Source organism: Sphingobium sp., from assembly GCF_049304695.1.
Lineage (GTDB): Bacteria > Pseudomonadota > Alphaproteobacteria > Sphingomonadales > Sphingomonadaceae > Sphingobium.
Genome location: NZ_JBAQOK010000059.1, coordinates 26,464 through 51,517 on the forward strand (window position 1 = coordinate 26,464; position 25,054 = coordinate 51,517).

Below are 25,054 nucleotides of genomic sequence, written 5' to 3' on the forward strand. Positions count from 1 at the left end.
CTCGCCTCACCGGTTGCGATTGGCGTTGGCGCCAACGGCGTCACGCGCATCACGGTCGCGCTGGCGCACCACCCCGGCATAGTTGGCCGAGAGGTTCGCCTGGTTCATGGCCGCGATATAGGACTGGCGCATCTGTGCGCGCTGGCGCAACACCTCGTCGCGCAATTCGCTTAGCTGCTCGATGCCCTTGGTCAGGATGCGCGTCTGGCAGATGTTGGTGTTGTCCGCGTCAGCCGCGCCCGCCGTTGTCACGCCGCGCTCGGCATTCTGGAGCGCAAAGTCGATAGAGCGGGTGAGATCATTGAGCATCTGATAGGCGAGGGTGAGGGCGACCAGCTCGTCGGTGTCGGCGATCACGCTGTCGGTCAGGCCCTGCCGCACGCCCCATTCGAGCAGGCGGTAGACCGGCAGGGTCCGCACATTGGCGACGAACTGCTTTTCTTCTGTCGTCAACGCGGCGCGGGTACGGATCTTGGCGGCCACCGATTCCATCCTTTCCCGCGCCAGCAGCAGCGCGCCGCGCCCGGCGCCGTTCACCGAGCAATCCGAAGCGGTCGCGGGAATGTTGAGCGCACGGGTGGGCACCCGTCCGGTCAGGAAATCATCGGCGCTCTCGCTATCCTGGCGTGGGCAGGCGGGGATTGCCGAGAAGAGCGGCACCTTGTCCTTATCATCCCAGCGCATATAGACGTCGCCCACCCGTGCTCGCATCACGCCCGCCCAGTCGGACGCGCCGACGCGCGCGGCAGCATGGCCAAGAAGCGAGCCGGTCTTGAAGATGTCAGTGACCTCGGCCGGGCAATTGGCGAGCGCGTCCTTCAAATCCTCGGTCGGATTGCCCTTATTGGCCTGGATCTTCTCGCGACTTTGCTGCCAGCTATTGGCATAGCCTGCACGGATCGACTTGTAGCCGGTCATCTCCTCGACGATCCCCGACATATTATCGTCGCCCCTGGCGATCTGGACCATGCGATTGGCGAGACGGCAGTCATTCACCTGGATGGAATTGAGATAATTGGTCGCCGCCTCCATCTTTGAAATTATATTTCCCATTTTCTCGTCGAGGGTTTCGAGAAGATATTGGAAAGCGACGGCGGGCGCGGCCTGCAGGATCGTTTCCAGCTTCTGGACCAGATAGTCGGGGTCGAGAAACGACATGCCCCCTAAAAACATGTCGATGCCGCCACAGCCCGCCTTCACCTTGGGAAGCGTCAGGCTCATCAGATAGTCGTCATGCACGTCGACGCGACCCGACATGCCGCCCGCAGTCACATAGCCGCGGGTCTGGTCCTCGAAGCTGCCCGGCGAGGCATAGGTGACATTATCGAACCAGCTTTCGGCCCAGCCTTGCGCATAGGCAGGGGCGGAGTGACCGCACGAGGCGACAATGATGGAGAGCGTAAGGATCAGACGATGTGAATGATGTCCCATGGCAGGCTTCCTCATGAAAATGGACATGTGACGCTGCCCCGCCATGATCAGCGTCGCTTTGGGTTAGAGGAGGTCAGCGCCCTCACGCCGACGATCCCGGTAAATTTCGACATGGCGCGCACGCCAACCGCTGCCCGGGTTCCAGTCAGCATGCGGGCGGCAAGCCAGGCGTTGCGCGCGATATTGGCGCCATGATCAGTGCCGATCGCGATCGGCACCATGCGGCTCGGGTCGGCAAGCAGCCTGACCCATGCGACCGGGTTTCCGACCCAGGGAATGCCGAGACGTCCCGATCGCAGCATCGCTTCCTCTTGCCCCAGCGTCCGGACCTGCCAACCATAGCGGGTGCGGAAAGCGGAAAGCTTGGTCCACAGATCGCCGCATGGCAGGCAGCCGGGCGATGTGCTCATCTCGATAGTGTAGAGCGACGCTTGGCCACGCAGCATGCTCTCGAAATCGGCAGGAAAGTCTCGCGTCACCGGCACGCGGGCCAGCCAGAGACGCATGTCTGCGGCTGTCGACGCCGGATGAATGGCGGCTCGCCTGGCAAGGTCGCGATCTGCCTGTTGTGCAGCGGCCATTGCGGGCGTCTGCACTGATATTGTGAGCATGAGAGCCCAAGCAAACCGGGCTTGGCCAAGGCGCGTCACGGCCTTGGCCCTTGGGCATCGACGAGGTCGCCGCCGATCACGCGCGGATCGGTCGCGGAGACGGGTCCATTGGCGAGCGCATCGAAAAAGCCGTCTTCTTCGCCGGCTCCCGTCAGCCATTGTTCGGGTCGGATGTCGCCGCGCAGCAGCCGGACCGCCTGATAGGCCATCTGGGCGAGATTGGGATAGGTCTCGACGCCTGCTGCGATCACCATGCGCTGGGCGCTGTTCCGGCGAATAACCATGGTGGTCGGCGTGACTTCGACCCCGAAACGTTGGCTGAGTTCGGGCTTGCGGTCGAGATCCATGAGGCTGACCTGCCAGCCCATATCCTCCTGGAACCGCTGCACGATCGGCCATTGCACCTTGCAGTAGCCGCAGGAGTCCCGTGCGAACATGACCAGCGCAAATTCCCCGGCATGCGCGCGCAGATATTGGCGGCGGACCTGATCCTTATGCGCGCCCAGCGCATCGCGGGCCTCGCCCACCATCGGATTGGCGGCCCGGGCGTTGAGTTCGGGGTGAGTGAGCATGGCAAGCTGGGTCACGCCGGCAAAGGCGCGCGCCTTGCGCCGGGCAAAATCCTGCAGCCGCCAGAAATCGGCGACCGCATCGATCGTGAGAATAGTGGCGGCATAGTCGCGCTGCTGTTCGATCAGCTTGGCGATCCGGGGCGGCGCCCATTTGGCCAGTTCAGCCATCGGCGGTATGACGGGTTTTGGGATGACATCATCGGCCGCTTCTTCCGCAGCGTCGGCTTTGGGGGTTTCATACCACCAATAGCCCCGCGTCCCGCGATCTCCCGGGCCTGGAGGCGCGGGCTGCGCACCCGCAATATCGACGGGCAGCAGCAGCAGGACACCCAGAGCGAGGAGGCGCTTCACAGCAGCTTCTCCATGCGGGTGAGCCGCGCAATGGAGACCGGACCATAATAGCGGCTGTCATATCCGTCGGGATGGCGCGAGCCGACGAAGATCATGCCATCGGGAATATGCGGATTTTCCGGCCGCCAACGGTCAAGCGCCTTGCCGCTGCGCGATAAGGGTTTGGCGACGCCCATCAGCCTGCCATTGCAATAGTACCACCCGGTCCAACCGCGACCCACGGTGGCAGGCTTTTCAATCATCATGATCCAGTCGCCTGGCAAGCACAGCGCATATTTGGTGACATTCACTGGCTTGGGGCCGGCAAGCGGATCGGACAGAAGGAACGAGACGAGGTCGCCGTGACGGATCGGGCCGGGGGAGCGGTGCACGACCCAGGCATCGATGGAGGGCGTCATAACCAGGGTTATCTGCGGCATCGCCCACCAGGCAAAGAGGCCGATGGGCAGCACGATCCCATAGGCCTTGAAAAGCTGACCCGGACGGGGCGGCTGCCCAGGACCAGCAGCGCCCAGCGCCACGGCTGCGCGCAGCGGCAGATCCTTGAGTTCGCGCCAGACCCGGTTACCGGCGCGCCATGTGAGCAAGAGCATCCTGCACCTCCGCCTTGCCGCCAAGGCGGCCATATTCCTCAAGAAGCCCGGACAGGGCGGCATCGCCCAGCACAAGATGCGCTGCACGCTGGCTCGCCTCGTCGCGCTCGCAATAGGGCCGGGTCGGATCGCCGGGGATCATCGCCAGCGCCGGCACCTGGGTGACGCGATGCCGCCGGAAAATCAGTGGATCGACGATCAGCTGCACGTCGCGCATGGCGCAGGCGGGACCTTCGCATCCCGGATCGCGGCGCAGTATCGCGGCCGACAATTGCGCCATCGGTCCAACCTGCCGCATCCCGCCCGGCATGCCGCGAAAAGCCATGACACCCCTGGCCCGTTCGAGCTGCCCTGCGTAAGTGCGCAATGTTTCAACCGGCATGGAGGAGGACACGAACAGTAGCGGGACCCACTGGTTCGCGCTGCTGCCGGAAACAACGCCAGCCAATGCCGCTTCTTCGGGCTGTTCCAGGCCCAGGGCCTGCGCGATACGCCGACTGGCGGTCTCCCGTTCGATGGCCAGGGCTTTGCGTGCCGCCGCGACGTCTGCCTTGACGCGATCCGCCATGGCGGGATCCTGCTTACGCCGGCTTATCCCCTCGAACGCGCGGCGCTGCGCCGCGGCGTCAGTTTTGACGGGTAGAACCGGTGAAGATGGCGCAGACGCCTTGGCTTTGCCGACCGCGCGTTTTACGCGTTCGAGGGCCGCATCGCCCTGGTCTTCAATCCGCGTCCGCGTATTTTGCCCTGCCGGCTGACTGGCCACAGCCTGCGGTTCACTTGCTCGCACCGATGCGGGATAGAGCGCGAGAGCCGCCAGGAGCAGGGCGCGGCTAGTTGCTGATCGTCTGCATATGGGCATCGATCTTGTCCTTCATCTCGATCTGGATGTCAGATTGGGCGCGCGCCTCGATTTCCGCATAATATTCGGAGAGGTCCATTTTGCTGAAATCGAGCGCCTGGAATTCTTGCGGGCTAAAGCCCCGGCAGTAGGGTTGCTTCGCGGTGCCCCAGCCGATGGCGCTAAAGGCCTTCAACTGCGGGCGGCCCTGTTCCTGGATGATACGGCCAAGCTTTGTGTTGAAGCAGCAATGGCCCCGCGCCTTCTGGACGCACACGCCAAGGATGCTCGACGAACAATAGCTGCCGATCTCATGGCACATGCCCGAACCGCGCAGCATGCCCACTTCCATATCCTGCTGGTCGCAGCCCTGGAGCAGGAGATCGATCATGAAATTGACCGCAAGACTGATCGCGATCGATGTGGGATCGATGCCGACAATGATCGCGTTGGCACCGGCACTTGCCGCCTGGCTTGCGGTCGCGCCTGCCTTGAAGGCAGTGTAGGCGGCTTTCATGCCGGTGAAGACGCCCTTGGCGACCGCGATCTTGGTCGTAATCGACGAGATCGAACCACCCATGCCGTCCTTCACGATTTTTCCCTTGTCCTTGCAGCAATTCTGGAAGGTGGTGCTGAGCCCAGCAGGACGGCAGCGCGCGGCGCGGCCGGAAAAAATCTCGATCGTGCCAAGGCAATTGCCATCAGCATCGACGGCACCGTCGGCTGCGACACCGGGATCATCCACCACCGGCTCCTCGACGATCGGATTGGCGCTGGTGTCGATACAAGCGTTGACCGAGCAGGTCGGCGCGCCGCCGCTCGCGGGCACAGCGCAGGCATATTGCTCGCCGAGGGGGCAGCGCATTGCTCCACCTTGATCCGCCTCACACGGTGTTTCGCCGATGGGGCACATCCATCCGCCCGCGCCGGTCAGGTGACAGCTTGCCGTCTCGCCGTCGTCCGCCGCATCGCCATTGCCGTTAAGATCGACAGCGCAAAGCTGCTGGGCGATCGCGGCACCGGGGAACACAGAAACAGCGCCCGCGAGGAGGATCAGCCCCAAGAGCAAGATACGCAGCGACCTCATCGCACGGCACTCGTGCAGACCATGTCGGCACCGCCCAGATGTACGGTCTGCATCATCACTACCGCTTCGGGAAAATCATCGATGCAGCCACAGCCCTGCACCAGTTCCTCGCCCTCGCCCGCAGGGCAGACACCGTTCTCCTGGCAGGCGTGATAATGATAGTCCCAGCCCATGGGATCGCTCTGTCTGGAACCGGTCACGCCATCGGGGGCTGCGGCTATATTGACCTGCGCCTTGCGGGTTTTGCAGATGGGCTCGCACGCATTGACGCTGCCGGACACGGGCAAGGAGAAATTGCGGGTTGTCAGGCTATGGCTGCCATCGGCATTCGTCACCCGGTCAGCGAGCAAAGTCTCGGTCGAATGATCGATGATATAGGTGCCGCGCGAGAGATCGGGCTTCGGCACCGCGCCACTATCGACCGTGCAGGCGTAGCTGCGCTGGCGTTCGAAGAAGGCGCGGCTGATCGTGGTCGCGCAGGCGCCGGTGCCGATCAGCCGCGTCTGGGGCAGGGGAGTGAGCCCGGTCTTGACGCCGTTGCGATAGGTGATGACGCCATCGACATCCTCATCGTCGAGACGGCAGGCGTCATTGGCTGCATAGCCTGAACAGCTATCGACAAGCTGCTCGCTCGTCTTGCAGCCGGCGTCCACCTTCGCTTCGATCGCGGCATAGGCTTCGCCGCCATCGGCAACCGCTACCCGCAACCAGATATCATGATCGCCTTGCGTCAGCCTGGAGGTGAGATCGAGGTTGGGATCGACATAGAAAGCGCTCTTCTTCTCGCATTTAGCGGGCGGAAATCCCGACCCGGTCCAGACTTCCGGGCCTGAGCCAACCAGTTCGCCATCGATCCTGATCTGCGCCCAATCGTCCCCGCCAAAGCGGGTCAGAAGCACTTGTTGAAGCCTTGCGGCGTCCTTGACCCGCAGCGTCATATGAAAATCGATCAGCGTGCAGGATCCGCCAGACAGACTGTTGTCGGAGGGCGAACCCATGACGAAGGTGCGGCTGCTTGGATTTGCAGCATAGGTTGCGTAGCCGCCCGCCACGCGATCGATGATCATCTCGGCGGTCATCTCTTCCTGAGTGATCTGCCGCGTGATGGCGCAACTCCGGCGCACCTGCGATGTGCCGGTTCCGGTTGAAGACGCGACAAGTGCCTGGAAAATGCTGCTCGTTCGCGCGGTGCCAAAGGCGTCGCCTGCCATGGTCCCGGGATTGGCCTTGTAGGCCGTGGCGCCAATCTGGGGTTGCGCCGTGCAGGATGTGGTTTGCGCGCCGGTATAGCGGATGAGCGGGCCATCGATGGACGCCTGCGCGATGCCGATACGCGGATCGGCCGTGGTGAGCGCGCCGACAACGCCGCCGCCCAGATCCTTGAGGATCGAGGCCATATTGCCCCAGACCAGATTGCTGCCGCAGCTATTATTGACGCAGTAACAGCCGGCCAGATCGGTCAGCTCGACCTGGGACAGCTTCAACGATCCGGACGCCGAAGCGTCCCAGCGGAAGAAGCGACACGCGTCCCAACTGCCCGGCGCGCAGGAGATGATCCCATTGGCGCAAATCCCGGACGTGGGAACCGGGACGGTCAATGCCTCATCGAAGCTCCCGTCGAGATCGCTGTCGCGCGAGATGCTGAGCGTGCCGATATCGCCGGTGGCGCTGGGCTGGGCGAGCAGTTCGAGCAGCGTCGCGCTTTTCTTGCAGGCAAGATTGGGGGTGAAGGACTTTTTGGTGTCGACGGTGGTGATGGGCTGTCCCGCCAGACCCGGCGTCACATAATTGCCAAGCAGCGCGTCGCTGTCCGCGCTCTTCGACCGCGCTGCGGCCGCCGCAGCGCGGGCGCGGTCCTGCGCGGTCTGAGCATGCAGGGGACTTGGCAGACTGAGCGCTGCGACAAGGACGAGGGTAGCTGGCCTCATGGCCGGTTCTCGCGTAACGCGATCTGCCGCGATCCGCGCCGCAGCCGGAACAGAAATATAGCAGAAACGGGGTCGGCACGCTCTGCCCGGAATACAGCCTGACCTTCAAAAACGGTCAGCGTGGCCACGACCACATGCGGCGAAGAGGGGCGCGCCGTATGATCGTCTGTATGTGTGGCCACGCCAACCGTCCGACCGGTGCCGCAGGGGGGATGCGACACCGGCCTGACCGCATGGGGAACGCCTGGCTCGGTGGAATGACGGGCAGACCATCGGCTGATGCCAGGCGAGGGCATGCGGATCGGGACAGGCGACCTGTTCATGGCGTCGAAACCCCGGCGCAGCAGATCGTCTTTTCAAACAGCATGAACTGGGCATTGTCCTTGCCCGGCGCATGTTTGGCGCTGGTCCAAAGCGCGCCTGGCCGCCCGACATTGACGCACTGGCCACCCTTGACCGGTTCCATCAGCTGGAACTTGTAGCGGCTCTTGGTCCAGACCGGCTGCGGGATGAACGAGCAGCCGTCCGCTGAACTGACGGTAAGGGCACCAAGCCGCCCCATCATGAAGACGCCGCGCGCGGCGAGCCCCGCCCAGGCCTCGACGCTGTCGCCAAAATGGATGTCGCCAGCGATCGGATAGGTCGCGCCCCAGGACCCCATGCACCAGAAGAGCGGATCGACGACCTTACCCGCAGCCGCCGCAGCGCTGTCGGCCATGCAGGCAAGGCCGGCGGCCGGATTGCCGAACAGGATCGCCTCTGGCTGGATGATCGCGCCCAAGGTCGCCGACTGCCAGGTCGGCAGGACCTCCGTGATCAGCGCCACGTCGAAGCCGTCATCCTCGATGCAGGGCAGGTCGGTGAACATGTCGAGCATCTTCCAGACCGGCGCGATATAATAGTGCATCTGCGCGAACATCTTGCGCGTGTTAGTGCCGTCGGAAAGGCTGGTCTGGCTGCCTTGCAGCCTGCCACCGGTCGGCATGATGTCAGCGCCCAGCGCCATCATGCAGCCAGGCTCGGTCACAACATCGACCATGCGATTGGGCGACCAGAAGCTGACCTTCACACCGAACCAGAAGGTCACGCCCTTGCGACAGGCGCATAAGGGCTTGGAGGCCGATTGCGCGTCGAGCGCCTTGCCGAGCGGGTCGGTCGGACCCACCTTCACCCCGCCGATGGTGATCGGGAAGATGCAGTTCCAGCGCACCTTGGTGATCGGATTGAAGATCGTGCCCGCCTCGCATTTGGAGGCATGGGCGGGGGACGCGATCGCCAGTGCCGCAAGGGCTGAGCCCAGCGTCAAAACGCTTCGGACAGAAAGCATCTTCATCGCGCAGCCCTCCCCAGGCTTGGGGGCATGACGACCTCGGTCAGCGCCAGCTTCTGGCCCGCCTGCGCGACGATCACCGGTGCGACCGTCAGGCCAAGCCGTGCCTTCACGCGCTCCTCGAGCAGGAACAGCGCCCGGCCGTGTCGCTCGCCCAATGTGATCGCATCGGCGTGCGTATCTGCGGCCTGGGAAAGACCACCGGCGGCGAGCAGGATGAAATCGGCGGGCCTTGCGGTGCGTAGCGCCCAGGCCAGATCGCTGGGGTGCACGATGATCAGCCGTTGGGGCAGTGACACATAGGCAAGCGGATTGAAGCTGTAGCCTTTGGCGTAAAGCCGCTTTCCGCTCGGCAGCCGGATATCCTGATCGAGGGTATATAAGGGCACCACCGTTCGGCGGCGATCGTCGCGGGCGATGCCGAGCGTGGCAGGTTTCATCGCCGACCAGCGCTCGCGCGGGCCAAAGGCGGCTTTCATGTCGGGAACATGCGCGGCGCGGCTTTCGATCTCGCTCAGCGCATCGGGCTCGGCGATCGGCCAGGTGCGGCCGATAATGCTGGTCGCGGCTGTGACGGGGGCGTGCGTCAGCAGTCCAGTCATCAGCGCCAAGGGCGCTATTGCCCATAGGGCATGACGAGGGCGCCCTGGGCCCGTGGTTCTAGCGATCACGACGCCGTCTCCAATATGGCGCACGGTTCTCGCGCCCCTCGCCGATAGCGGCGCTAATCAGCGCCACTATCGCAATGACCGCTAGGACCGCGCCGAGAATGCGGACGACCGCGGGCACGGCGGGTAACTGCCAGGCGATGCAGGTTTGCACGAGCACAAGGCCCTGGCTGCCGATGAGCAGACGGATGGGTCCTGGCGCGGGCGTGGCCGAGAAGATGCCGTTCACATCCGCCTCCACCGCTGGATGATGGCATGAAAGCGCTCGGCGATTGCATCCCAGGGAATAAGGATCAGACCTGTCGAGCCCGCGCCTATTCCGGCGCAGATGCCGATGAAGATGCCTTCGGCAAGCGGTGCCTGAAAGAGCCACGCTGCGGCAAATGCGCAAAACGCGGCATTGGCGATGCCGCCGGTCACCAACATTGTATAGCTCATCCGCGCAAAGCGGCGTTCCGCCTGGATGACCGAGACGATCGCCTGCGCAACCGCGTCGATCCCAAGCGCCGGGTTACTCACGCTCCTCGCATAGGCCAGAAGCCCATGGACATCGTCTCCGACGTCCAGGCCAAGATCGAAGCCATTGCTGTGATCGGCCTTCATCACGCCCTCCATTGCCGCAGGCGTGAGAAGACCATCCCGCATGCGCCAGACAGGCCGATCAGCAGCATGCCGCTCGCACAGCAGGCGGCAGCCACAAGGATGCCTGCCCGTATGGCCTGCAGCGGCTGCTGATGGAGCGCGATCCCGGCTATGATGACGAGACTGCCCATCATGCAGGTTTCGATGGCCACAAGCCGCAGTCGCCAATGGAAGGCGGCGGCCTCGGCGCGACGGGCGACACGCGCTTCGATCATCGCTTCGATTGCCGGGTCATTTTCCCAGTCGAGCGCCAGCTGATCGGGATGGGTTGCAGGCTTGTGCGTCATGCCGCCCTCCCGCCCTGGCGAGTATTTCCGCCCAGTATTTGGGCCGGATCGACACCGGCCAGTTCGCAGACCGCTTCCAGCGGATTGCGACCGGCCCGCACCAGCGCCTCGAAGGCGGCAACCTCGTTGGGCGCAGAAGTATTGATCCAGTAGCTGAAGGGGTCGACCACCAGTCGCGCGATGCCGAGGCCCAATGGACTGTCGATGAACACTTCGGAATAGTTGGGCTTGGCGTTGCGGACCGATTTCAGGAGATCGAGGACGAAGCCTGAATAGTCGAGGATCTTGTTGTCCACCGCCTTGTCATAGGTGGAGCCCTGCAGCAGGAATTTGGTCGCGGCATTTTCCAGGATCACCTGTCCGGTGCCGCCAAAGAGCATGAGGTCGTTCATGCTCTGGAGCACGATGCCAAAGCTCCCCTGATATTTGCGCGCGCGGCGATAGCCCTGGCCGAATGCCTCGGCGAGACGGGAGAGATCCTGCCCGTCGCTGCGGGTCATGAACTGCGCGGCCTCGTCGCACAGGACGAAGCGGGGTTTGTCGCGGGCCGAGAGATAGAGTTCCTGGGTGACCGCGTTCACCACCACCATCACGATCACGTTGAAGAGGTCAGGCAGCGCCTTCAGGCGTTCGAGCTCCAGCACCACAAATTCATCGCGTGAGATGTCGAGCGTCGAAGGACCGTTGAAGAAATGGCCATAGGCGCCCTGCGACCCGAAATCGCGCAGGTTGAACGCCAGTTCGCGCGCGACCGGTACGAGATGGTCGACCCGGTCGAGGTCGGAGGCTGCATTGTCGGGATAGCGGCCGAGCCAATGGCGCACCGCGTCGATGCCGTCTTCGCCGCGCCCGCTATCAACGGTCCATTGGACAGCGGATTTAAGGAGGTTCCATTCCGATGTGGTGACGGGCTTGCGGGTCGAGGCGTTCGCCATTTCCGCGACGATCGCGACTGCCATGGCGATCGCCGACTGCTTGTCTTCGCCATCGAGCGCCAGCCCCATGTCGAAAGGGTTGAGCACCAGGCGCTCCTCGCCGATGTCGATATAACGCCCCGAGCAGAGCGTGCAGAGCTTGCGGTAGCTGCCGCCGATATCGATGATGCGGATCAGCGCGCCCTGCGCATAATATTGCTGGCACAAATTATTGAGCAGGAAACTTTTGCCTGCTCCGGACTCAGCCGAAACGATGAAATTATAATTGTTGATCCGCGGGTCGAAGAGATCGAGTGTGATGAGCTGCCCCTTGCGGCCCACGTAGAGGAGAGCCGGGCGGCCGCCGCCGCGAAAATCGGTCTGGACCGGCGCCATGAGGCTGGCGGCCTTCACGGCCATGCGAAAATCGCGCTCCAGCAGTTTGATTGTCTGCTTTTCGGGATAAAGCCCGAAGGGCAGGCTGGCAGCGAGCAGCACGGGCAGCAGATAGCTTTCCTCCTGCACCATGAAGGGCAGGGGTTCTGATTCCCATAAGCGCTTGGCGCGTGCTGCCATCTCACGCGCCTGGGCGCTGTCGCGGCCGAATACCCACATGGTAGGGATCACCGAGACGAAGCGGCTGTTGGACGCTTCATCCAAGATCCAGCCAATCTCCTCGATCTGCTTGCCGACCTCGACCGCGAAACTGCCCGCGGCCTTTTGCGCCGAGAGGATCTGCGCGCGCTTGTGGATTTCGAACTGGGAATGGTCGAACAGTATCGAGAGGCAATAGAGGAATGGCCCACCAATCTGGTCGCTGTCCTCGGCGCTCCCGCGCATCCCGCCCATGAGACGGTTGGCGCGCTCGGCGGTGATCCGGCGTGCGGGTGCCTTGGGCGTGAGGCAGCGCGCCACCTGGTTGCCCATAAATACTTCCGGGCCCTCGAAGCAGAGGTCAGGCCCAGCCTCGATAATCTGCCGCGCGATCGATGGGGCGGGCATGCCGCCCATGCTTTCGCTGAGGAATACCCCCGGCGCGGGCGCGAAGACGCCGTTGAAGATCCGGCGATAGAAGCTGACCAGTTCGTCGGGCGGTAGCCGCCGGATACCCATCTTCGCCAGTTGCTCCTCGACCTGGCGGCGCAGATCAGCGCCGAGCTTCACCCGCGTCTTGATCGCGAGGAACAACCGGAAGTCGCGTACCGGGATGGCATGGAGCGCATCCAGGCCCCTCGTGCCGCTGCGCAGATAGTCGGCCGTACGCCGGGCCGAGGCCTGGACCAGCGGGTCTGGTCTGACCTTCATATCGAGATAGGCATCAAGCGCAGGATCGATCAGCGGATCGGCGAAGGTGATGAGCTGGAGGACCGTGCCTTCGGGGAAATGGATATTGAGCAGCCCGAGCAACGCCTGTTGCACATGGGCGAACATATAAGCGGACGGAACAAGCTCCCAGGCCTGGCCCCAGCCATCGTCGATGCAGAGGAAAGCTTCCTCCTCTTCGACCCAGGCGACCATCGGCAGGAAATCCGAATAGGCGTCGCGGGTCACGGCGGCGCGCAGGCGCTGATAGCTCAGACCCTTGTGGCCGGGCCGCGCGCTCATGGCCGTTTCTCCGGATGGATGGTAAGCGGCATGGCCTCTTGCGTCGGCACGTCTGTGCTGCCCGGTTCGGGCTCGCGCATCGTGCGCAGCACCGGTGGCGCAGGCGTTCGCCCGCCCGGTTCCACCAGATAGTCGCCTACGACCCAGGCGGGCCGGTCGATGATCGAATAGACATAGCGCGCCATATAGAGCCGGTCGGGGCGCTGCTTGTCGGCATAGGGCAGGATCAATGTCCGGATCGTGCGCGAAGGGCGCAGCATCGGCGATCCGGGAGCCTCGATCAGCGCGCCGACATGGCCCTGGCCAGGTTGCGATATAGCCTGGGGTGTCGCCGCAGCCCTGGCGGGCCCCATGTCTCTGCCGCGGCCTTGCTTCTTGTCCGGAGCGAGCAGCTTGCGATCATGGGTGACGGCAGGATCGGATCTGGAGGCACGGCCTGCGACCGCATCGGCATAGGCTTGGCCCGGATGGATGCACTGGCCATGATCGCTATTCTTGCACGAGAATTTCTCGCTATAGGGTGACATCACCGATCCCATGGTCGCGCAGCCGGGCAGCGCGAGAAGGGGCAGCAGGAGGAGGCAGGGTCGGAGTATCTTCATGACTTTGTCTCCCGTGGGCGCGGACATCAGAATTTGACTCCCGCGCCGGGTTTGATTTCGAGGGTGGCGCCCTCCTGGATCACCACGACCACATCCTTGGCGGCACCCACCTCGACGATGGGACCAGCCTGGCGGGCGAGATCGAGATAGAAGTCCGTGAGCTTGTCGGAGGATTTGGAGAGCCCGCCGGCAATGCCCGTCCTTGCGGCGTCGCCCGCATCAAGCGTGCGGACCGTTCCCAAGGCTGAGGTCGAGGTGTTGCCGAACGTGCTTTCGACCGATTGCGAGATGCCGCTGATGGTCCCGGCGATGAAGGCGCGCGCCAGCGTCGCCCCGGCCCGCGTCACCACCTTGCCCGACAGGCCCTTCTTGCCGTCGGTATCGACAAAGAAGCCCTTGACCGGTTGATCGACGATCGAATGCTCGTCGAAATCCACACAGGACAGCGACACGAGCTGGACCTCGACCCGCTCCTTGGCAAGACTCCCGGTGGCGTTGCCGACCACAAAGCAGCCCGCTAGGTTGGCCTTCACCTCATTGGGCAGGACCGCGGGCGCCTGCACCCTGGCGATGATGGGTTCAGGATTACTGGTCGCGTCCCGGCTCGCCAGCGCGTCGATCCCGGTCAGGAGCCGCGCCTTCATGAAACCAGGCGGTAAATAGATCGTCCGACTCTTTTTTTTGGACGATGCGGCATGGTCGGTCGCGCCCTGCGCCACGACCGGACCGGCAGCCGAGCCGATCGCGCCGACCGTTTTTTCGACTGGCGGTGCTGGTGGAGCAGGTGGCGCAACTGGACCGGAGGGCGGCGCAGGCAGCCTGTCGGCATCCGCGCTGATGTCGCCGGTATCGGGCGGGTAGGGCAGAGCTGGAACGTTGTCGGGCAGGGCGGGGGGCAGGTCGCCATCCATGGTCTGTCCGCCTGGAGCCGTTGTGTTGCCCGTGAGCACTTTGCCTTCCTCGATCGCGCTGACCCGGTCGCCCAGCAGCTGCTGGCCATCGAGGACCTTTTTCAAATCCCCGCGCAGTTTGACCTCGAGACTGTCGCCGCGCAGCCCCGCACCCATGTTGAGCGATGCGGCGGGATCGGTGGGCTTGACGTCCTCCTTGCTGCCGGATGCCGCGTAGAGTCCGATCCCGAGTGCGCCGACGGCAACGCCAACGGCGAGCTGGCGCGCGCGCAGTTTCTGCCGCGCTGACATTTTGGCCCATTGCGCCTTGAGGTCGAGCAAGGCCGGAGACGGACGGCGTATGGCCTCATCCTTCGGTCCGGCGCTCTGAGCGGCAAGATGGGCTTGATAGGGCGACAGGCCTTCCGGCGTCTCCGCTGCACCTTTGTTCTTGTCGCCGCTCATTGTCCGGCACCCCGACGGACCACGACAAGTCGGGCCGTTTCGTCCGCATCAAGGCGGACCCGGTCCAGCGTGACCGAAAAAATGCCTGCCCCAAGGGCCGGATCGACGAGCTGGCGCTCGTCCAGCGTCACCGCTGCCGTGGTTCGCACATGATATTGTGAAGCTGAAAGTCCGGCGCCCTCGACGGCGATACGGCGTTGTTCGGTTATCGAGAGGCCCGGCAGCGCTGAAATGCCGACCGCGTCACCCGACGGCGCGACCTCGCTGAACGAGGCAGGGATGCGATCGTCGAGCAGGGCCATGGTGATGGAGACGGCGCGATCTTCATCGGCGAGCGCAGCCATCAAGGCGCTATTGGCCTGGGCACGCTGCCGCGCGCCGGGCACGAGTATCACCGTCTGCGCGGGAATTTCCGCCGGCTCGGCATAGAGCGGGTAGGTCGCGCCGTTGCAGTGCACAAAGAACTCGGAAGGTTGCGTCACATAGCTGCGCGTCACTTGCCCTGCGTCGTCAATCTCGCGGGCGAGGAACTTTATCCAGGCGTCCGATCCGCCTTTCTCGACGGCAAGACCCTTTTCGGCCGAGAATTTGATATCCTCGATCTCGCCGCCCTCGCACACGACATGGTTGATGTCGCGGTTGGAGAGACGGATCCGACTGGTCTGATCGGGCAGCGCATGGAGCGTCTGGCCTGAGGCCGGGATCGCCAGCAGCATGAACCCGGTTAGAGCGGCGCACGCTCCTATGCGCTGATTAGCGTGTTTCGACATCGAATTGCTCCTCGGAAAGGCGCGTCAGCCAGAAACGGCCATTTTCGATGCCGTAGCCGATGCGTAAAATGCCCCGGAATTTGCGGATTACGCCGCCGATGACACGGACCTTCTCGACCGGGACGACGATCTCATGGGCGGTCCAGCGGACCGGCTGATCGCCCCGGATATAGGTGGCGATCGACAGCGTCGGGTTGTTCGCCAGTTCATCGAGCATGGCGTTGAGGCTGTCGCGCATCGCGCCATAGGCGGACGGGTGAACGAGCCCCAACAGCTCCTGGAACTGCCGATCGGCCGAGTAAGCCGACCAGGTGCCCGACAGCGCGACGATGTTGCGCGTCATGGCGACGATGTAGGCTTCGGACGGTGTGTTGCCGGAGACATGAAGATCACCCGTGGCGCCAAAGGGGACGATCACCGTCCGGGCATTCTGGTTGGTCGTGTAGATGACCACGCCCAGCACGGCGGTGACGCCGAACATGCCCGCAATGGCAACCTTGAGCAGGCGGTTTTCCTCGAACAGGTTGGCCGAGCCCTGCAGGTAGCGATGGATGCCGTAGCTGGCCGGTTTGCCCAGCAGCGGATCCTCGTCCGTCTTTTTGTGCCCGAACATGCCCATGGCGCTCACTCGAAGAAGCGGGTCTGGGTGGGACCCGGATAATGAGGAAAGGAAACAAGACCCCAGCGCCAGGCGAGATGGGGGAGATAGCCCCTGGGCTTGGTCCGCTTCCACGGGATGAAAAGGAGAAGGGCAGCGATCAGCGCCCAGCCGACAAGTCCGCCCACGATCGCGGCCACGAAAATACTCGAGGTCGCGAGCAGAAACTCGTCAGATCCAAACCAAAGGATCTGGACGGGCCGATGCAGATATTGCGGAAGGCGTTCGTCCATCTGCCCTTCTCCTCTTGGCTTCATGACACCTTCGAAGGTATCATTCTCCAGGAACCGACCATCGGTCCCCAGCCTGTTGCCGGTGGGGGAAGCGCCTGGTCAGCCAGGTGCGTGCCCCACCTTCGCGTCTCAGATGACCATCCCGAAGGTCTGGAGAATGGAGTCCGCCTTGATGAGGCAGACGGCCGCGACGATGGTCGGGATGCCGATCATGATATTCGAGAAAAGGCGCGAGACGCCGAACAGGAAGGCAGCGACGCCGCCCACAAATCCCATCGGACCTTTCACGCCCTGGTTCACGACGATATCGTATATGTCGTAACCAAGATCGCCCTGGGCGGGTGCCGAGAAGGCATGGACCGGGCCACCGACCAGGGCCATCGCGCCTAAAGGGAGGCCGACATTGGCCACCGCCAGGACCTTGTTGCCAAATTTGTGCATCATAGCATTGCTCCAAAAAGGAGCCGTCCAACCAAAGCCTGCCGGCATCGAAGCAAGATCGGTGTCGGCCGGGGCGTCGGTGGACGGCTCCATGAGCCCGCCGCCGCCGGCATCCTGGTTCATCCGCGCTGGCCAGTTGGGGCCGGGCCGGATGCCCTCCGCAAAGAGATTGTGCGCAGCCGCGATGGCGCGCGCCCGTTCAGCGCCGCACATCGGACACTGCCTTTGCAAGCGCAGGCTTTGCGTGCCGATCGAGGAACGCTTCGAGTTCGGCCTGCTGAAAGCCCGATATGAGCTTGGCATCTGCGATCAGCGTTGGCGTCCCTGACACGCCCACTTTGGCGACCAGTTCAGCGTCCTCCGCAACCTTGGCACGGCCCTGCGCGCATTGGCGCAGGACGGGCGGTGTCTGGCCTGAATAGGCCGCGCGGAAGGCCGCCTCGCGATCTGTCGAGCATAGGATATGCTCGGCCTTGGCAGCAGCGGTCGGATGGATGCCGCTCACGAAGAAGATGAGACGCCTTACCGGCTTGCCCTCGGCGGCTTTTGCGCTCCAGAAGCGGTCGAGCGCCTGGCAGTAGGGACAATCCGGGTCGGTGAATTCTATGACCGTGGGCGCATCTGCAGGGCCGATCGCCAATGCCTTGGCAGGGTCGATGGCCTTGAGGCGGCGCGTGGCGCCCTGTTCCTGCGCCAGCGCGGTCAGGTTGACGCCGTTGCGGTCGTAGACCGTAGCGAACAAAAGATGCTCACTTTGCGGCGCATAGTAGATGATGCGGCCTCTGGCGCTTGCCTGATACAACTGACCCGTGACGGGAGCCACGGCAAAATCCTCGAACTGAAGATTCGTAAAGGTCTGATGGAGCTTCGCCTCGGCTTCTGATGCGGCTGCCCTTAGTATCGCAGCCTCATCGGCTGGGTCTGCGATTGCTAGGCTGGGCGATACGGCCAATGCGGCTCCTGCGAGCAAAGCGAACAGCGACAGCGGGTGAGATGTGACCGTCATGGGCGTTGCTCCGGTTTCCTGGAATTGAGCGAGAAAAGCGCGGCGTCAATGCCGATGGATCGTCCGATCGGCACCGTTGTCGGCCGGGCCAATTGCCGCCGCGGCGTGGCTGCTATGATCGCATAGTCGCCGCCGACGTTGCGGATGACGCGTGTCGCCCTGTCTACGGCGCGGGTTGATCGGACGAAGGCCTCTTGTTTTGGAGCCGCAATGGAGGGCATAGTGACGGCCATAAGAATGACGAAGGTCGGTGGCCTGTTTGGGAATCCGCTGGCCATGGTTCATACCTCCTTGGACTAGAGCGGCCATTGGCCGCCTGGATGAAGGGACTGTGTGACCGGGGAGCTTCGTTCGTTCGGGTAGACTTGCCATCACCGGTCCGTTGAAATGGATCGTTGTCCAAGCTTCCCCAGCCCTGCAATGGCCAGGGCAATGTCGTGCCGGTGCAGGGTAGTGACGTGCCGCTGGAAGGCAGTGAGATGCCGCGATCAGGCAACATCATGCCGAATGGGCACGTCAGTGCCGATGGGCCGTTCACAATGCTTTGATCCCACGCTGCTCCCACGGCTGGGCACGGCGTATTTTCAACGGGCATGCGGGCTCAATTCGTTGGGCCACCGCGGGGAAAGGAGGCATCTATGGCCGCGCAGGCGACACGAAGTTACAGGCTGACAATGTCCGAGTGCGGGCTAAGCCTTTTCTTGCAGTGTCATTCACGGTTCTGCACCGCCGCTCATGATCTTTTGTCGTACGGCAATACCTTGCATGCGGCCGTCACGCTGCTAGCCGCTCGGGACCTTGACGAAATGGTTGCCGACCTTGCCGATCCCGATATTGCGCGCCTTTCGGGGACTATGCAGCATTATGTAGGGGCACCGCAGGAGCTGGGAAGCTTGGCCCGAGAAATCAGAGAGAAGGTCTCGCGGGCCGGTGCTATGTATGCGCCGCCTCTCAGCACCGTGTATGTCGCAGCCGTAAGTCATATGAGCGTCGCCAGCGAAAGGGATATGCGTCGCCTATGTGCGCTGTTGCGCCGGCCTCAATCAGCATGAAAAAGGATGACTGTTCATTCGTGATACCTGGAATGACAGGAGAAAATTCGTCTCAGATTGAGAACGATAGCCTTTGACCGCATGAGCAAAATGCATAGCCTATCGTAATCGGGTAAGTGCCATTGGGAGTTTCGAGACAATGTCCGGGGGTGCCTGTACATGCAGACTCGAAAACTTCAGACCAAGGATGACGGGCTGGTTCTCTCCACGATCAAGGAGATTTCCGGCAAGCGCATCGAAGAGCGCCGCCGACGTGACCGGATCACTCAGCCCCAGCTGGCTCGCGCCGCCGGGGTTAGTGTTAGATGGTTGCGGGAGATTGAGGCGGGCAATCCAAAATCCAAGCTGGACGAGCATTTGGCATGTGCACACCGGCTGGGGCTATCGACGGCTCATATCATGATCCCGCTTCTTCTCATGGAGCGAAAAATGTCGATCCCCCAGGAACTGCTTCTCGACGAGGACCTGTCCGAGCTGGAGGATCGCTGCATCGCTCTCATTTATGAACATTCGTCCAGCACGATCAGCAGGCGCAGAGCCTCCTTTTTTACAGATGCGGGCGATCAGGAATAAGGGCTTGTCGCGCAATGTCTGCCGAACCGATCACCGCCGATCGCATTTACCGGCGGCTCAAGCAGGATATTCTGGACGGTATATTGAGACCAGGCGCGCCGCTTGTCGTGCAGGCGCTCGCCGATCATTATGGTGTCAGTATATCACCCGTACGCGATAGCGCCCACCAACTCGTTGGTGAGCAAATCCTGGTATCGAACCAGGGCGGCGGTTTTGTTGTGCCGCCTGTTACTGCCGATATGCTGCGTGATCTCTACACCTGGCACGGATATCTGGTGCGACATGCGCTCAAGGCCAAGGCGCCATTCCAAGGTGATCTCGAACCTATCAAGGCACTCGACCGGCATGGGCCCTTTCATCCCCGCGAATTACGTGATGCGGCCAATAACCTGTTTTCCTTTATCGGAAGCCGACCCAAAAATGCGGTCCATGCACGCGCAATCATCATGGCAGGTGACAGATTGGCTATCGCGAGACTCCATGAGCCGCTTGTTTTCGACAATGTCCAAGAAGAACTGCTGTCGATCTGGAACCTGACAGAGATCGGTCGCGATGCGGCCGTCCGGGAGGCTATCTGGGCCTATCACCGACGCCGAATAAGGCGGGCTTCGATTGTCGCGCATCAGATCCTATCGAATATATCCAGTTTTAACACGCCGAAATGAAATTAGATTTCCCAATCATGCAACAAAGCTTGTTGGCGTACGCCAGCGACCAACAGATTAGCGCGCATATTGAGAGCTTATAAGATCGCCAATATGTTGAGCTGCCACCTAAACTTCTCGTCGCTGCCACTTGGTAGCTTTTTTGAAGATGGAGGTTGTTATGGAACATCTGGAAAATATCGAGGGTGACATGATCGATCTGGGCGGCGCGAGCGCCGAAACGCAGGGCATTGGCCTGGTCGATCAGGACAATCCCGCTGGTCAGCAGCAGACCGGCATTCTCGACGAATAATCGGTCGACCCGGCGCGCGTTTTAGCGCGCCGGGTCATATTCAAGAATTTTACGGGAGCTTTGCCCCATGCTGGTCATGCTGCGGCCGGGCCTTGCCTATTGTGTGACCGAAGGGCAGGCCGTCTTCCTCGATCTCACGGCCGATCGCTATTTTGCTCTCAGTCCTGCAAAGACCGCCGCCTTTTCAGATTGCCTCATCGAGGATCATGGCCCCGAGGCGAAACCGGCTTTGCGCTATTTCATAGACGCCGGGATATTGGTCACCGACGTTGCGGACGCAACAGGCCTGGCGTTGCCAAATATTCAGTTGCCAGCGCGTGATGCGCCTCTTCTGCCGGACGTCTCGGTCCGCCGGCAAACCCTGGTGCGGGCGATGGCTATTTTGCTCGCCACGCGTTTCAAGCAGATATATCGCCCGAAAGCATTGTTCACGTTCGGGCTTGAAGCGCGCTGGTGGAAATTGCGGGCGAACGCTTCTGGCCGGGCCCAGATTGTTGATCTGCTTGAGGCCATGTCGTGCGCGGAGCGGCTGCTGCCGCTCCGGCTGAACTGCGTTAGCCGCACACGAGCACTCAAATATTTTCTGGCGTGTTATGGCGTGGATACCGACATGATTGTCGGGGTGAGGCTTCATCCATTCTCGGCGCATTGCTGGCTTCAGGTCGACGACATCGTGCTGAACGACACGCTGGAGGGCATCGCCCCTTATACGGTGATCAGAGGCATCAAATGAGCAGCTTCTATTCTTTCGCGATCGACATTCGGCCTGCGGCTTCGAGTTTTCCTGGTCCCGTGGAGAGTGGGGTGGGGAATGCAGAGACGCCGGTCTCCCTGAAGAGCCTGTCCAGCGACCTTGATCGCTATGAAGCTGTCGACGATCGCGGCCGCCATTTGCTGTTATTGGGCAATCTATTCGACAGGACCGCAAATCGAATTGTGTCGCCGAGCGATTTCTCGCAGATTCTACGGGAGCAGGATCCGATTCAGGCGCTGCTCGTGGACTATTGGGGGCGGTATGTCGCTGTCCTTCACCATGCCCCGACTGGACATGTTGAACTGGTCCGAGATCCGTCTGGCCAAGTCCCATGCTATTATCGCCAGGATATCGGTCAGCTTCACGTCGCGCATGACGCAGATCGGCTGTTCGTTGAGGCTGGGGTGCCCGATCCCGACTGGTCCATCCTGGCAAGGCATCTGCGCAATCCCATGGTACGAACGAACGAGACCTGTCTTCACAGCGTGTCTGAGCTTTTGCCGGGTTTGTGCGTCACATGGTCGGCTGATAGGCTGACATGCAAGCCAAGGTGGATTCCGCAGATTGAAGCAAATCTGATCGAAAAGCCTGTCGAGGCGATTGCGGATCGACTGAAGCGCGAGATCGAAAATGCAACTACCGCCTGGGCGCGGCGCTTTCCTCGCCCTTTACTGGGTCTGTCTGGAGGTCTGGATTCCTCGGTCATTGCTGCGTCGCTCAGGGCACACGAGTCGGATGTGAACTGTTTGAATGCCGTCTTTGGCACAGGGAGGGGAGATGAGAGAAGCTATGCGGCGGCGGTCGCTGGCATGTACGGTTTCCCGCTCCATCAAGTATTGCTCAAGGTTCATGACATTGATTACAGTAGATCGCTAGCCTCGGCCAAGCCAAGACCGTTATCGAGCGCCTTTACGCAGGCAATCGACAGAGCCTCCGCCGACGTCGCCGACGTCTGCTTAGCGGACGCCCATTTCAGCGGGGGAGGCGGTGACAATATCTTCGCCTTCATCCATTCTTCCTATCCTGCTACCGACTGTCTCCTGGATACCGGCTTCGGCGCGAAATATCGGTCAACCATATCCAACCTGACGCGGATGACCGGCTGCGACATGTGGCAGATATTGGCGCGCTCAATCAGGCATGGGGTCTTTGCGCATCGCCCATTTGCCCACAGGGTGGACGTGCGATTTCTAGGCGAGAAGAATGCCGACGCCTTGCCCGTTCATCCGTGGATTGAGCGCGGCGGCAAGCGGCGTCCGGGAAAGCGTCAACATATCGCGGCGACGCTGGAGGCCATTCATTTCACCGAGTTTCTCAACATCGGCGGGCGCCCCACTATTTATCCGCTACTCTCCCAACCACTTATGGAATATTGCCTTTCCATCCCGGTTTGGCGCTGGTCGCACAAAGGCGTTGATCGGTCGCTCGTGCGTGAGGCTTTCCGCCGAATGTTGCCAGATGAGATCATAGCGCGCCGGACAAAGGGATCATTCGGCCAGCTTTTCGAAGCGGGCTTCATGCGTAACATCGGCGTCATCAGGTCCATGCTCGCGGATGGCCAACTCGCGGCCCAAGGTCTTCTGGATCGTGCGGCATGCCTCGATGCCCTGAGCAGACCGGAGAAATTGCGTCCGGAGGTCATGAGCCGTCTCGCGCTTTTCGTGGATGCGGAGGCGTGGCTGGCGGGGCGAAGCGCCCGTTAACGGCTGACCCGTTCAGGGTGCGTCGCAACCAATCGAGCACACGGCGATACACCGCAAGGCGGTGCGCGGGCTGGAATTTCACATGCCCTTCGTCTGGGAATATGTACATCTCAACGGGCCATCGTTTGGCGCGCAGCACTTCAAACGTGTTGAGCGCCATTCGATATTCCTCTTCCGAAGCCTGAATGAGGATAGGGATGGGGCGCTTATCTGCATGCATAGCCAATGAGGATTGCGACCAGAAGGCATCCGCCCGACTGCCGGGAAGGGGATAACCCAAGCTTCCATACCATCGCTGATATCCTTCGCCGTTGCCGACCATCATGCTCGCATCTTCGCAGCATGTGCTCAGGGCTGCGGCGGCGAACTTGTTGGAATGGATCAGCGCGAAGGTCGCTGTTGTGGCGCCATCGCTCTGGCCTGTGATCGCCACCCGGCGCGGATCCACGACGCCGCTTTGTTCGAGACGATCGATAATGGTCTCAAGCGAGGACAATATGCTCCGGCGATCTATCCAGTCTTTCTGGTTCGCCTGAAGATATTCATCATAGGTGACAGGCGGCCCGTGCAACGCATAGGCCTTGGGCTTGTTGAAGCTGAGAACCGCAAACCCATGTGATGCGAGAAGCTGTATCGGATATTCGTCCGCCGTTCCGCCGCGCAGAAAGCCTCGTGATTCATACTGGACGATAACCAGTGGCAACCGCGTTCCCGGCCTAACTCCGGCCGGAAGGACGAGGTCGCCAAAAGCCTCTATCCCGAAGCTGTTCTTCCACGCCAGGCGCTGGACTCTACCAAGCCGAAATTGCGCGAATTCCGGATTAGGATCGAAAATCGTGTCGAGGGAGCCGGTCGCTACGTTGATCGAGACAATATGTCGGGGCCGAAGGGAGGTTTCGCGAGCGCAGATAAGCTGTGTGTCTGCTACTCCACAGCCAAACAGCGCGTCGTCAGTGAGCAGGATCCTGCGTGGGCGACTGCTTCCAGGAATCCAGCGGTAAAACCCGGTCTTCTCGTCCGATGCGCCTTCGCGCGTGGCAAATATCAGCTGCTTGCCGCCAGGCAGCCACCAGGAGTCGGTAACGTTCCGGCAAGCAATGGCCAGGCATTCAAATGTCCTCGCGCCGACACGAACGTGCAGACGCGCTGGCTGTCGAAATTTTGCGGGATCGTCGGCGATGGACCAGGCGACATGATCGGCATCGAACCGAGCATGGGCTCTCGCCCCAGCGGGCCGGGCCCCGCCAGGGGACACTATTCGCGTTATCTCTTCCTGGCTCGCCGGCCGGACGGTAGCGCTGCCAATATCAAGCGCTTGGACGACCGATGGAATTTGGTTTGTGGGCAGGGGCCGATTGCTGCCCAGCGGCCAGAAGCGGTCGTCATAGCGAAAGCCGTTCAGGCCTTCTCGCGTGATTTCATCTCTTGCCTCCACAAGGCCGGGACGGCTCCGAAATAGGAGCGCGTCGCCAGTTTCTGACCATTCCAGTGCCTCGACATCGACCTCGGACTGAATGAGCATATGACGGTCTGTTCCGTCGGGCTTGATGATCCAGATTTCTGCCTTCCCGCTACGCTGTTTGACATAGGCGAGATACCGGCCGTTAGGATGCCAGCGGACCAAGGGAGGCTTGGGAATGCCGAGCGGTATGCCGACCAGACCATATTTGTCGAAGCTTGCGCGCTCGATGTCGCCCGCGTCGTCGATCACACGCGCTGGGGTACGGCCATCTGTTGGAACCAGGACGAGCGCCGAGCAGAAGCGGTTAGACGCCGGGTTCGCCTGGCGAAGCTGAAGCGCAATCATGTCGCCGTCCGGGGACAGTTGTATTGGTGCGCCATCCAACGAAACGCCGCCAAAATCGCGTAAGCCGATCAGGGCTTCCGCGGTGATGTCCCTGAAAGCCCGGTTATTCGTCCAATTGATCGGGAGAGAGCATGGGATGCTCCCTCCCTCCGTTACGGGGTTGCTGTGGGGTTGGGCAATGGCATGCGTCGCCATGAACAAGGGCATGGCGGCGCATATCAGGGCCCTGGCAGCACCGGACGGATTGGAAGGAGTCGGCCTGGCAAATGCTCTGGTCATCATT

29 protein-coding genes are annotated in these 25,054 nt (G+C 62.0%); 7 read left to right on the plus strand and 22 right to left on the minus strand.

Annotated features, from left to right (window positions below; genetic code table 11):
* Nucleotides 1–6: 6 nt before the first annotated feature.
* The 21 genes from WA070_RS09170 to WA070_RS09270 all read right to left on the minus strand — a co-directional run bounded on the left by WA070_RS09170 (nt 7) and on the right by WA070_RS09270 (nt 18,203).
* The gene (locus tag WA070_RS09170) at nt 7–1,431 is read right to left on the minus strand and encodes a conjugal transfer protein TraH (protein WP_169575093.1); all 1,425 of its coding nucleotides are present in this window, start codon (nt 1,429–1,431) and stop codon (nt 7–9) included.
* A gap of 47 nt (nt 1,432–1,478) precedes the next feature.
* Nucleotides 1,479–2,042 carry a hypothetical protein gene (locus WA070_RS09175; protein ID WP_169575092.1) on the minus strand — a complete coding sequence of 188 codons (564 nt, stop codon included), beginning with the start codon at nt 2,040–2,042 and terminating at the stop codon, nt 1,479–1,481.
* A gap of 35 nt (nt 2,043–2,077) precedes the next feature.
* Nucleotides 2,078–2,965: a conjugal transfer protein TraF gene (locus tag WA070_RS09180; protein ID WP_169575091.1), complete on the minus strand. Its 888-nt coding sequence runs from the start codon at nt 2,963–2,965 to the stop codon at nt 2,078–2,080.
* The gene (locus WA070_RS09185; protein WP_169575090.1) at nt 2,962–3,558 is read right to left on the minus strand and encodes a S26 family signal peptidase; all 597 of its coding nucleotides are present in this window, start codon (nt 3,556–3,558) and stop codon (nt 2,962–2,964) included. Before WA070_RS09185 ends, WA070_RS09180 begins: the two co-directional genes overlap by 4 nt.
* Nucleotides 3,530–4,126, minus strand: a complete 597-nt coding sequence (locus WA070_RS09190) for a type-F conjugative transfer system pilin assembly protein TrbC (RefSeq protein ID WP_328804732.1) — start codon at nt 4,124–4,126, stop codon at nt 3,530–3,532. The genes WA070_RS09185 and WA070_RS09190 overlap by 29 nt, the downstream gene beginning before the upstream one ends.
* Before the next feature lie 265 nt (nt 4,127–4,391).
* On the minus strand, nt 4,392–5,486 hold the full coding sequence (traN, locus tag WA070_RS09195; RefSeq protein WP_169575088.1) for a conjugal transfer protein TraN: 1,095 nt from the start codon (nt 5,484–5,486) through the stop codon (nt 4,392–4,394).
* Entirely contained in the window at nt 5,483–7,414 is a 1,932-nt protein-coding gene (locus WA070_RS09200; protein ID WP_169575087.1) for a hypothetical protein, read from the minus strand. Before WA070_RS09200 ends, traN begins: the two co-directional genes overlap by 4 nt.
* Nucleotides 7,411–7,596, minus strand: a complete 186-nt coding sequence (locus tag WA070_RS09205) for a hypothetical protein (RefSeq protein ID WP_422633762.1) — start codon at nt 7,594–7,596, stop codon at nt 7,411–7,413. Before WA070_RS09205 ends, WA070_RS09200 begins: the two co-directional genes overlap by 4 nt.
* Before the next feature lie 137 nt (nt 7,597–7,733).
* A complete protein-coding gene (locus WA070_RS09210) occupies nt 7,734–8,747 on the minus strand; it encodes a TraU family protein (protein WP_169575086.1) in 1,014 nt (337 codons plus the stop codon).
* A complete protein-coding gene (locus tag WA070_RS09215; RefSeq protein WP_169575085.1) occupies nt 8,744–9,346 on the minus strand; it encodes a conjugal transfer protein TraW in 603 nt (200 codons plus the stop codon). The genes WA070_RS09210 and WA070_RS09215 overlap by 4 nt, the downstream gene beginning before the upstream one ends.
* Before the next feature lie 291 nt (nt 9,347–9,637).
* A complete protein-coding gene (locus WA070_RS09220; RefSeq protein ID WP_422633763.1) occupies nt 9,638–10,015 on the minus strand; it encodes a hypothetical protein in 378 nt (125 codons plus the stop codon).
* Nucleotides 10,015–10,341, minus strand: a complete 327-nt coding sequence (locus WA070_RS09225; RefSeq protein WP_169575082.1) for a hypothetical protein — start codon at nt 10,339–10,341, stop codon at nt 10,015–10,017. Before WA070_RS09225 ends, WA070_RS09220 begins: the two co-directional genes overlap by 1 nt.
* Nucleotides 10,338–12,860 (minus strand): TraC family protein, encoded by a 2,523-nt coding sequence (locus tag WA070_RS09230; protein WP_169575081.1) that lies wholly within the window; start codon nt 12,858–12,860, stop codon nt 10,338–10,340. Before WA070_RS09230 ends, WA070_RS09225 begins: the two co-directional genes overlap by 4 nt.
* The gene (locus tag WA070_RS09235; RefSeq protein ID WP_169575080.1) at nt 12,857–13,462 is read right to left on the minus strand and encodes a TraV family lipoprotein; all 606 of its coding nucleotides are present in this window, start codon (nt 13,460–13,462) and stop codon (nt 12,857–12,859) included. The genes WA070_RS09230 and WA070_RS09235 overlap by 4 nt, the downstream gene beginning before the upstream one ends.
* Before the next feature lie 26 nt (nt 13,463–13,488).
* Nucleotides 13,489–14,817: a TraB/VirB10 family protein gene (locus WA070_RS09240; RefSeq protein WP_169575079.1), complete on the minus strand. Its 1,329-nt coding sequence runs from the start codon at nt 14,815–14,817 to the stop codon at nt 13,489–13,491.
* The gene (locus WA070_RS09245; protein ID WP_422633780.1) at nt 14,814–15,533 is read right to left on the minus strand and encodes a type-F conjugative transfer system secretin TraK; all 720 of its coding nucleotides are present in this window, start codon (nt 15,531–15,533) and stop codon (nt 14,814–14,816) included. The genes WA070_RS09240 and WA070_RS09245 overlap by 4 nt, the downstream gene beginning before the upstream one ends.
* 37 nt (nt 15,534–15,570) lie before the next feature.
* A complete protein-coding gene (locus WA070_RS09250; protein ID WP_408021799.1) occupies nt 15,571–16,200 on the minus strand; it encodes a TraE/TraK family type IV conjugative transfer system protein in 630 nt (209 codons plus the stop codon).
* 11 nt (nt 16,201–16,211) lie between these two features.
* The gene (locus WA070_RS09255; protein WP_069064025.1) at nt 16,212–16,478 is read right to left on the minus strand and encodes a type IV conjugative transfer system protein TraL; all 267 of its coding nucleotides are present in this window, start codon (nt 16,476–16,478) and stop codon (nt 16,212–16,214) included.
* A 129-nt stretch (nt 16,479–16,607) separates the two neighbouring features.
* Nucleotides 16,608–16,922, minus strand: coding sequence for a hypothetical protein (locus tag WA070_RS09260; protein ID WP_026149605.1), 315 nt, complete (start codon nt 16,920–16,922; stop codon nt 16,608–16,610).
* Between the two features lie 196 nt (nt 16,923–17,118).
* Nucleotides 17,119–17,925, minus strand: coding sequence for a DsbC family protein (locus tag WA070_RS09265; protein ID WP_422633764.1), 807 nt, complete (start codon nt 17,923–17,925; stop codon nt 17,119–17,121).
* Nucleotides 17,922–18,203: a hypothetical protein gene (locus WA070_RS09270; protein WP_169575074.1), complete on the minus strand. Its 282-nt coding sequence runs from the start codon at nt 18,201–18,203 to the stop codon at nt 17,922–17,924. The genes WA070_RS09265 and WA070_RS09270 overlap by 4 nt, the downstream gene beginning before the upstream one ends.
* A gap of 117 nt (nt 18,204–18,320) precedes the next feature.
* On the opposite strand from WA070_RS09270, the gene WA070_RS09275 reads away from it, so the two are divergent.
* From WA070_RS09275 to WA070_RS09305, 7 genes are all read left to right on the plus strand, one after another.
* Nucleotides 18,321–18,473 carry a hypothetical protein gene (locus WA070_RS09275; protein WP_161774360.1) on the plus strand — a complete coding sequence of 51 codons (153 nt, stop codon included), beginning with the start codon at nt 18,321–18,323 and terminating at the stop codon, nt 18,471–18,473.
* A gap of 90 nt (nt 18,474–18,563) precedes the next feature.
* Nucleotides 18,564–18,977, plus strand: coding sequence for a hypothetical protein (locus WA070_RS09280; RefSeq protein ID WP_169575073.1), 414 nt, complete (start codon nt 18,564–18,566; stop codon nt 18,975–18,977).
* Between the two features lie 159 nt (nt 18,978–19,136).
* Nucleotides 19,137–19,550 carry a helix-turn-helix domain-containing protein gene (locus WA070_RS09285; RefSeq protein WP_051520135.1) on the plus strand — a complete coding sequence of 138 codons (414 nt, stop codon included), beginning with the start codon at nt 19,137–19,139 and terminating at the stop codon, nt 19,548–19,550.
* 14 nt (nt 19,551–19,564) lie between these two features.
* Nucleotides 19,565–20,215 (plus strand): GntR family transcriptional regulator, encoded by a 651-nt coding sequence (locus tag WA070_RS09290; protein WP_169575072.1) that lies wholly within the window; start codon nt 19,565–19,567, stop codon nt 20,213–20,215.
* Nucleotides 20,216–20,375: 160 nt separating this feature from the next.
* Entirely contained in the window at nt 20,376–20,507 is a 132-nt protein-coding gene (locus WA070_RS09295) for a benenodin family lasso peptide (RefSeq protein WP_161774400.1), read from the plus strand.
* A 67-nt stretch (nt 20,508–20,574) separates the two neighbouring features.
* The gene (locus WA070_RS09300; RefSeq protein ID WP_169575071.1) at nt 20,575–21,240 is read left to right on the plus strand and encodes a lasso peptide biosynthesis B2 protein; all 666 of its coding nucleotides are present in this window, start codon (nt 20,575–20,577) and stop codon (nt 21,238–21,240) included.
* Nucleotides 21,237–22,964: an asparagine synthase-related protein gene (locus WA070_RS09305; protein ID WP_169575070.1), complete on the plus strand. Its 1,728-nt coding sequence runs from the start codon at nt 21,237–21,239 to the stop codon at nt 22,962–22,964. Before WA070_RS09300 ends, WA070_RS09305 begins: the two co-directional genes overlap by 4 nt.
* On the opposite strand, the gene WA070_RS09310 is transcribed toward WA070_RS09305, so the two are convergent.
* Entirely contained in the window at nt 22,900–24,978 is a 2,079-nt protein-coding gene (locus WA070_RS09310) for an Atxe2 family lasso peptide isopeptidase (RefSeq protein ID WP_422633765.1), read from the minus strand. The two genes, WA070_RS09305 and WA070_RS09310, sit on opposite strands and share 65 nt — an antisense overlap.
* Nucleotides 24,979–25,054: the final 76 nt, after the last annotated feature.

Bases quoted from the DNA above. Each gene is read 5' to 3' on its own strand.
- WA070_RS09170 (WP_169575093.1), bottom strand. From the start codon at position 1,431: ATGGGACATCATTCACATCGTCTGATCCTTACGCTCTCCATCATTGTC.
- WA070_RS09175 (WP_169575092.1), bottom strand. From the start codon at position 2,042: ATGCTCACAATATCAGTGCAGACGCCCGCAATGGCCGCTGCACAACAG.
- WA070_RS09185 (WP_169575090.1), bottom strand. From the start codon at position 3,558: ATGCTCTTGCTCACATGGCGCGCCGGTAACCGGGTCTGGCGCGAACTC.
- WA070_RS09190 (WP_328804732.1), bottom strand. From the start codon at position 4,126: ATGGCGGATCGCGTCAAGGCAGACGTCGCGGCGGCACGCAAAGCCCTG.
- traN (WP_169575088.1), bottom strand. From the start codon at position 5,486: ATGAGGTCGCTGCGTATCTTGCTCTTGGGGCTGATCCTCCTCGCGGGC.
- WA070_RS09200 (WP_169575087.1), bottom strand. From the start codon at position 7,414: ATGAGGCCAGCTACCCTCGTCCTTGTCGCAGCGCTCAGTCTGCCAAGT.
- WA070_RS09210 (WP_169575086.1), bottom strand. From the start codon at position 8,747: ATGAAGATGCTTTCTGTCCGAAGCGTTTTGACGCTGGGCTCAGCCCTT.
- WA070_RS09215 (WP_169575085.1), bottom strand. From the start codon at position 9,346: ATGACTGGACTGCTGACGCACGCCCCCGTCACAGCCGCGACCAGCATT.
- WA070_RS09220 (WP_422633763.1), bottom strand. From the start codon at position 10,015: ATGAAGGCCGATCACAGCAATGGCTTCGATCTTGGCCTGGACGTCGGA.
- WA070_RS09225 (WP_169575082.1), bottom strand. From the start codon at position 10,341: ATGACGCACAAGCCTGCAACCCATCCCGATCAGCTGGCGCTCGACTGG.
- WA070_RS09230 (WP_169575081.1), bottom strand. From the start codon at position 12,860: ATGAGCGCGCGGCCCGGCCACAAGGGTCTGAGCTATCAGCGCCTGCGC.
- WA070_RS09235 (WP_169575080.1), bottom strand. From the start codon at position 13,462: ATGAAGATACTCCGACCCTGCCTCCTCCTGCTGCCCCTTCTCGCGCTG.
- WA070_RS09240 (WP_169575079.1), bottom strand. From the start codon at position 14,817: ATGAGCGGCGACAAGAACAAAGGTGCAGCGGAGACGCCGGAAGGCCTG.
- WA070_RS09245 (WP_422633780.1), bottom strand. From the start codon at position 15,533: ATGCTGCTGGCGATCCCGGCCTCAGGCCAGACGCTCCATGCGCTGCCC.
- WA070_RS09250 (WP_408021799.1), bottom strand. From the start codon at position 16,200: ATGTTCGGGCACAAAAAGACGGACGAGGATCCGCTGCTGGGCAAACCG.
- WA070_RS09255 (WP_069064025.1), bottom strand. From the start codon at position 16,478: ATGGACGAACGCCTTCCGCAATATCTGCATCGGCCCGTCCAGATCCTT.
- WA070_RS09260 (WP_026149605.1), bottom strand. From the start codon at position 16,922: ATGATGCACAAATTTGGCAACAAGGTCCTGGCGGTGGCCAATGTCGGC.
- WA070_RS09265 (WP_422633764.1), bottom strand. From the start codon at position 17,925: ATGACGGTCACATCTCACCCGCTGTCGCTGTTCGCTTTGCTCGCAGGA.
- WA070_RS09270 (WP_169575074.1), bottom strand. From the start codon at position 18,203: ATGGCCAGCGGATTCCCAAACAGGCCACCGACCTTCGTCATTCTTATG.
- WA070_RS09280 (WP_169575073.1), top strand. From the start codon at position 18,564: ATGGCCGCGCAGGCGACACGAAGTTACAGGCTGACAATGTCCGAGTGC.
- WA070_RS09285 (WP_051520135.1), top strand. From the start codon at position 19,137: ATGCAGACTCGAAAACTTCAGACCAAGGATGACGGGCTGGTTCTCTCC.
- WA070_RS09290 (WP_169575072.1), top strand. From the start codon at position 19,565: ATGTCTGCCGAACCGATCACCGCCGATCGCATTTACCGGCGGCTCAAG.
- WA070_RS09295 (WP_161774400.1), top strand. From the start codon at position 20,376: ATGGAACATCTGGAAAATATCGAGGGTGACATGATCGATCTGGGCGGC.
- WA070_RS09300 (WP_169575071.1), top strand. From the start codon at position 20,575: ATGCTGGTCATGCTGCGGCCGGGCCTTGCCTATTGTGTGACCGAAGGG.
- WA070_RS09305 (WP_169575070.1), top strand. From the start codon at position 21,237: ATGAGCAGCTTCTATTCTTTCGCGATCGACATTCGGCCTGCGGCTTCG.
- WA070_RS09310 (WP_422633765.1), bottom strand. From the start codon at position 24,978: ATGCCCTTGTTCATGGCGACGCATGCCATTGCCCAACCCCACAGCAAC.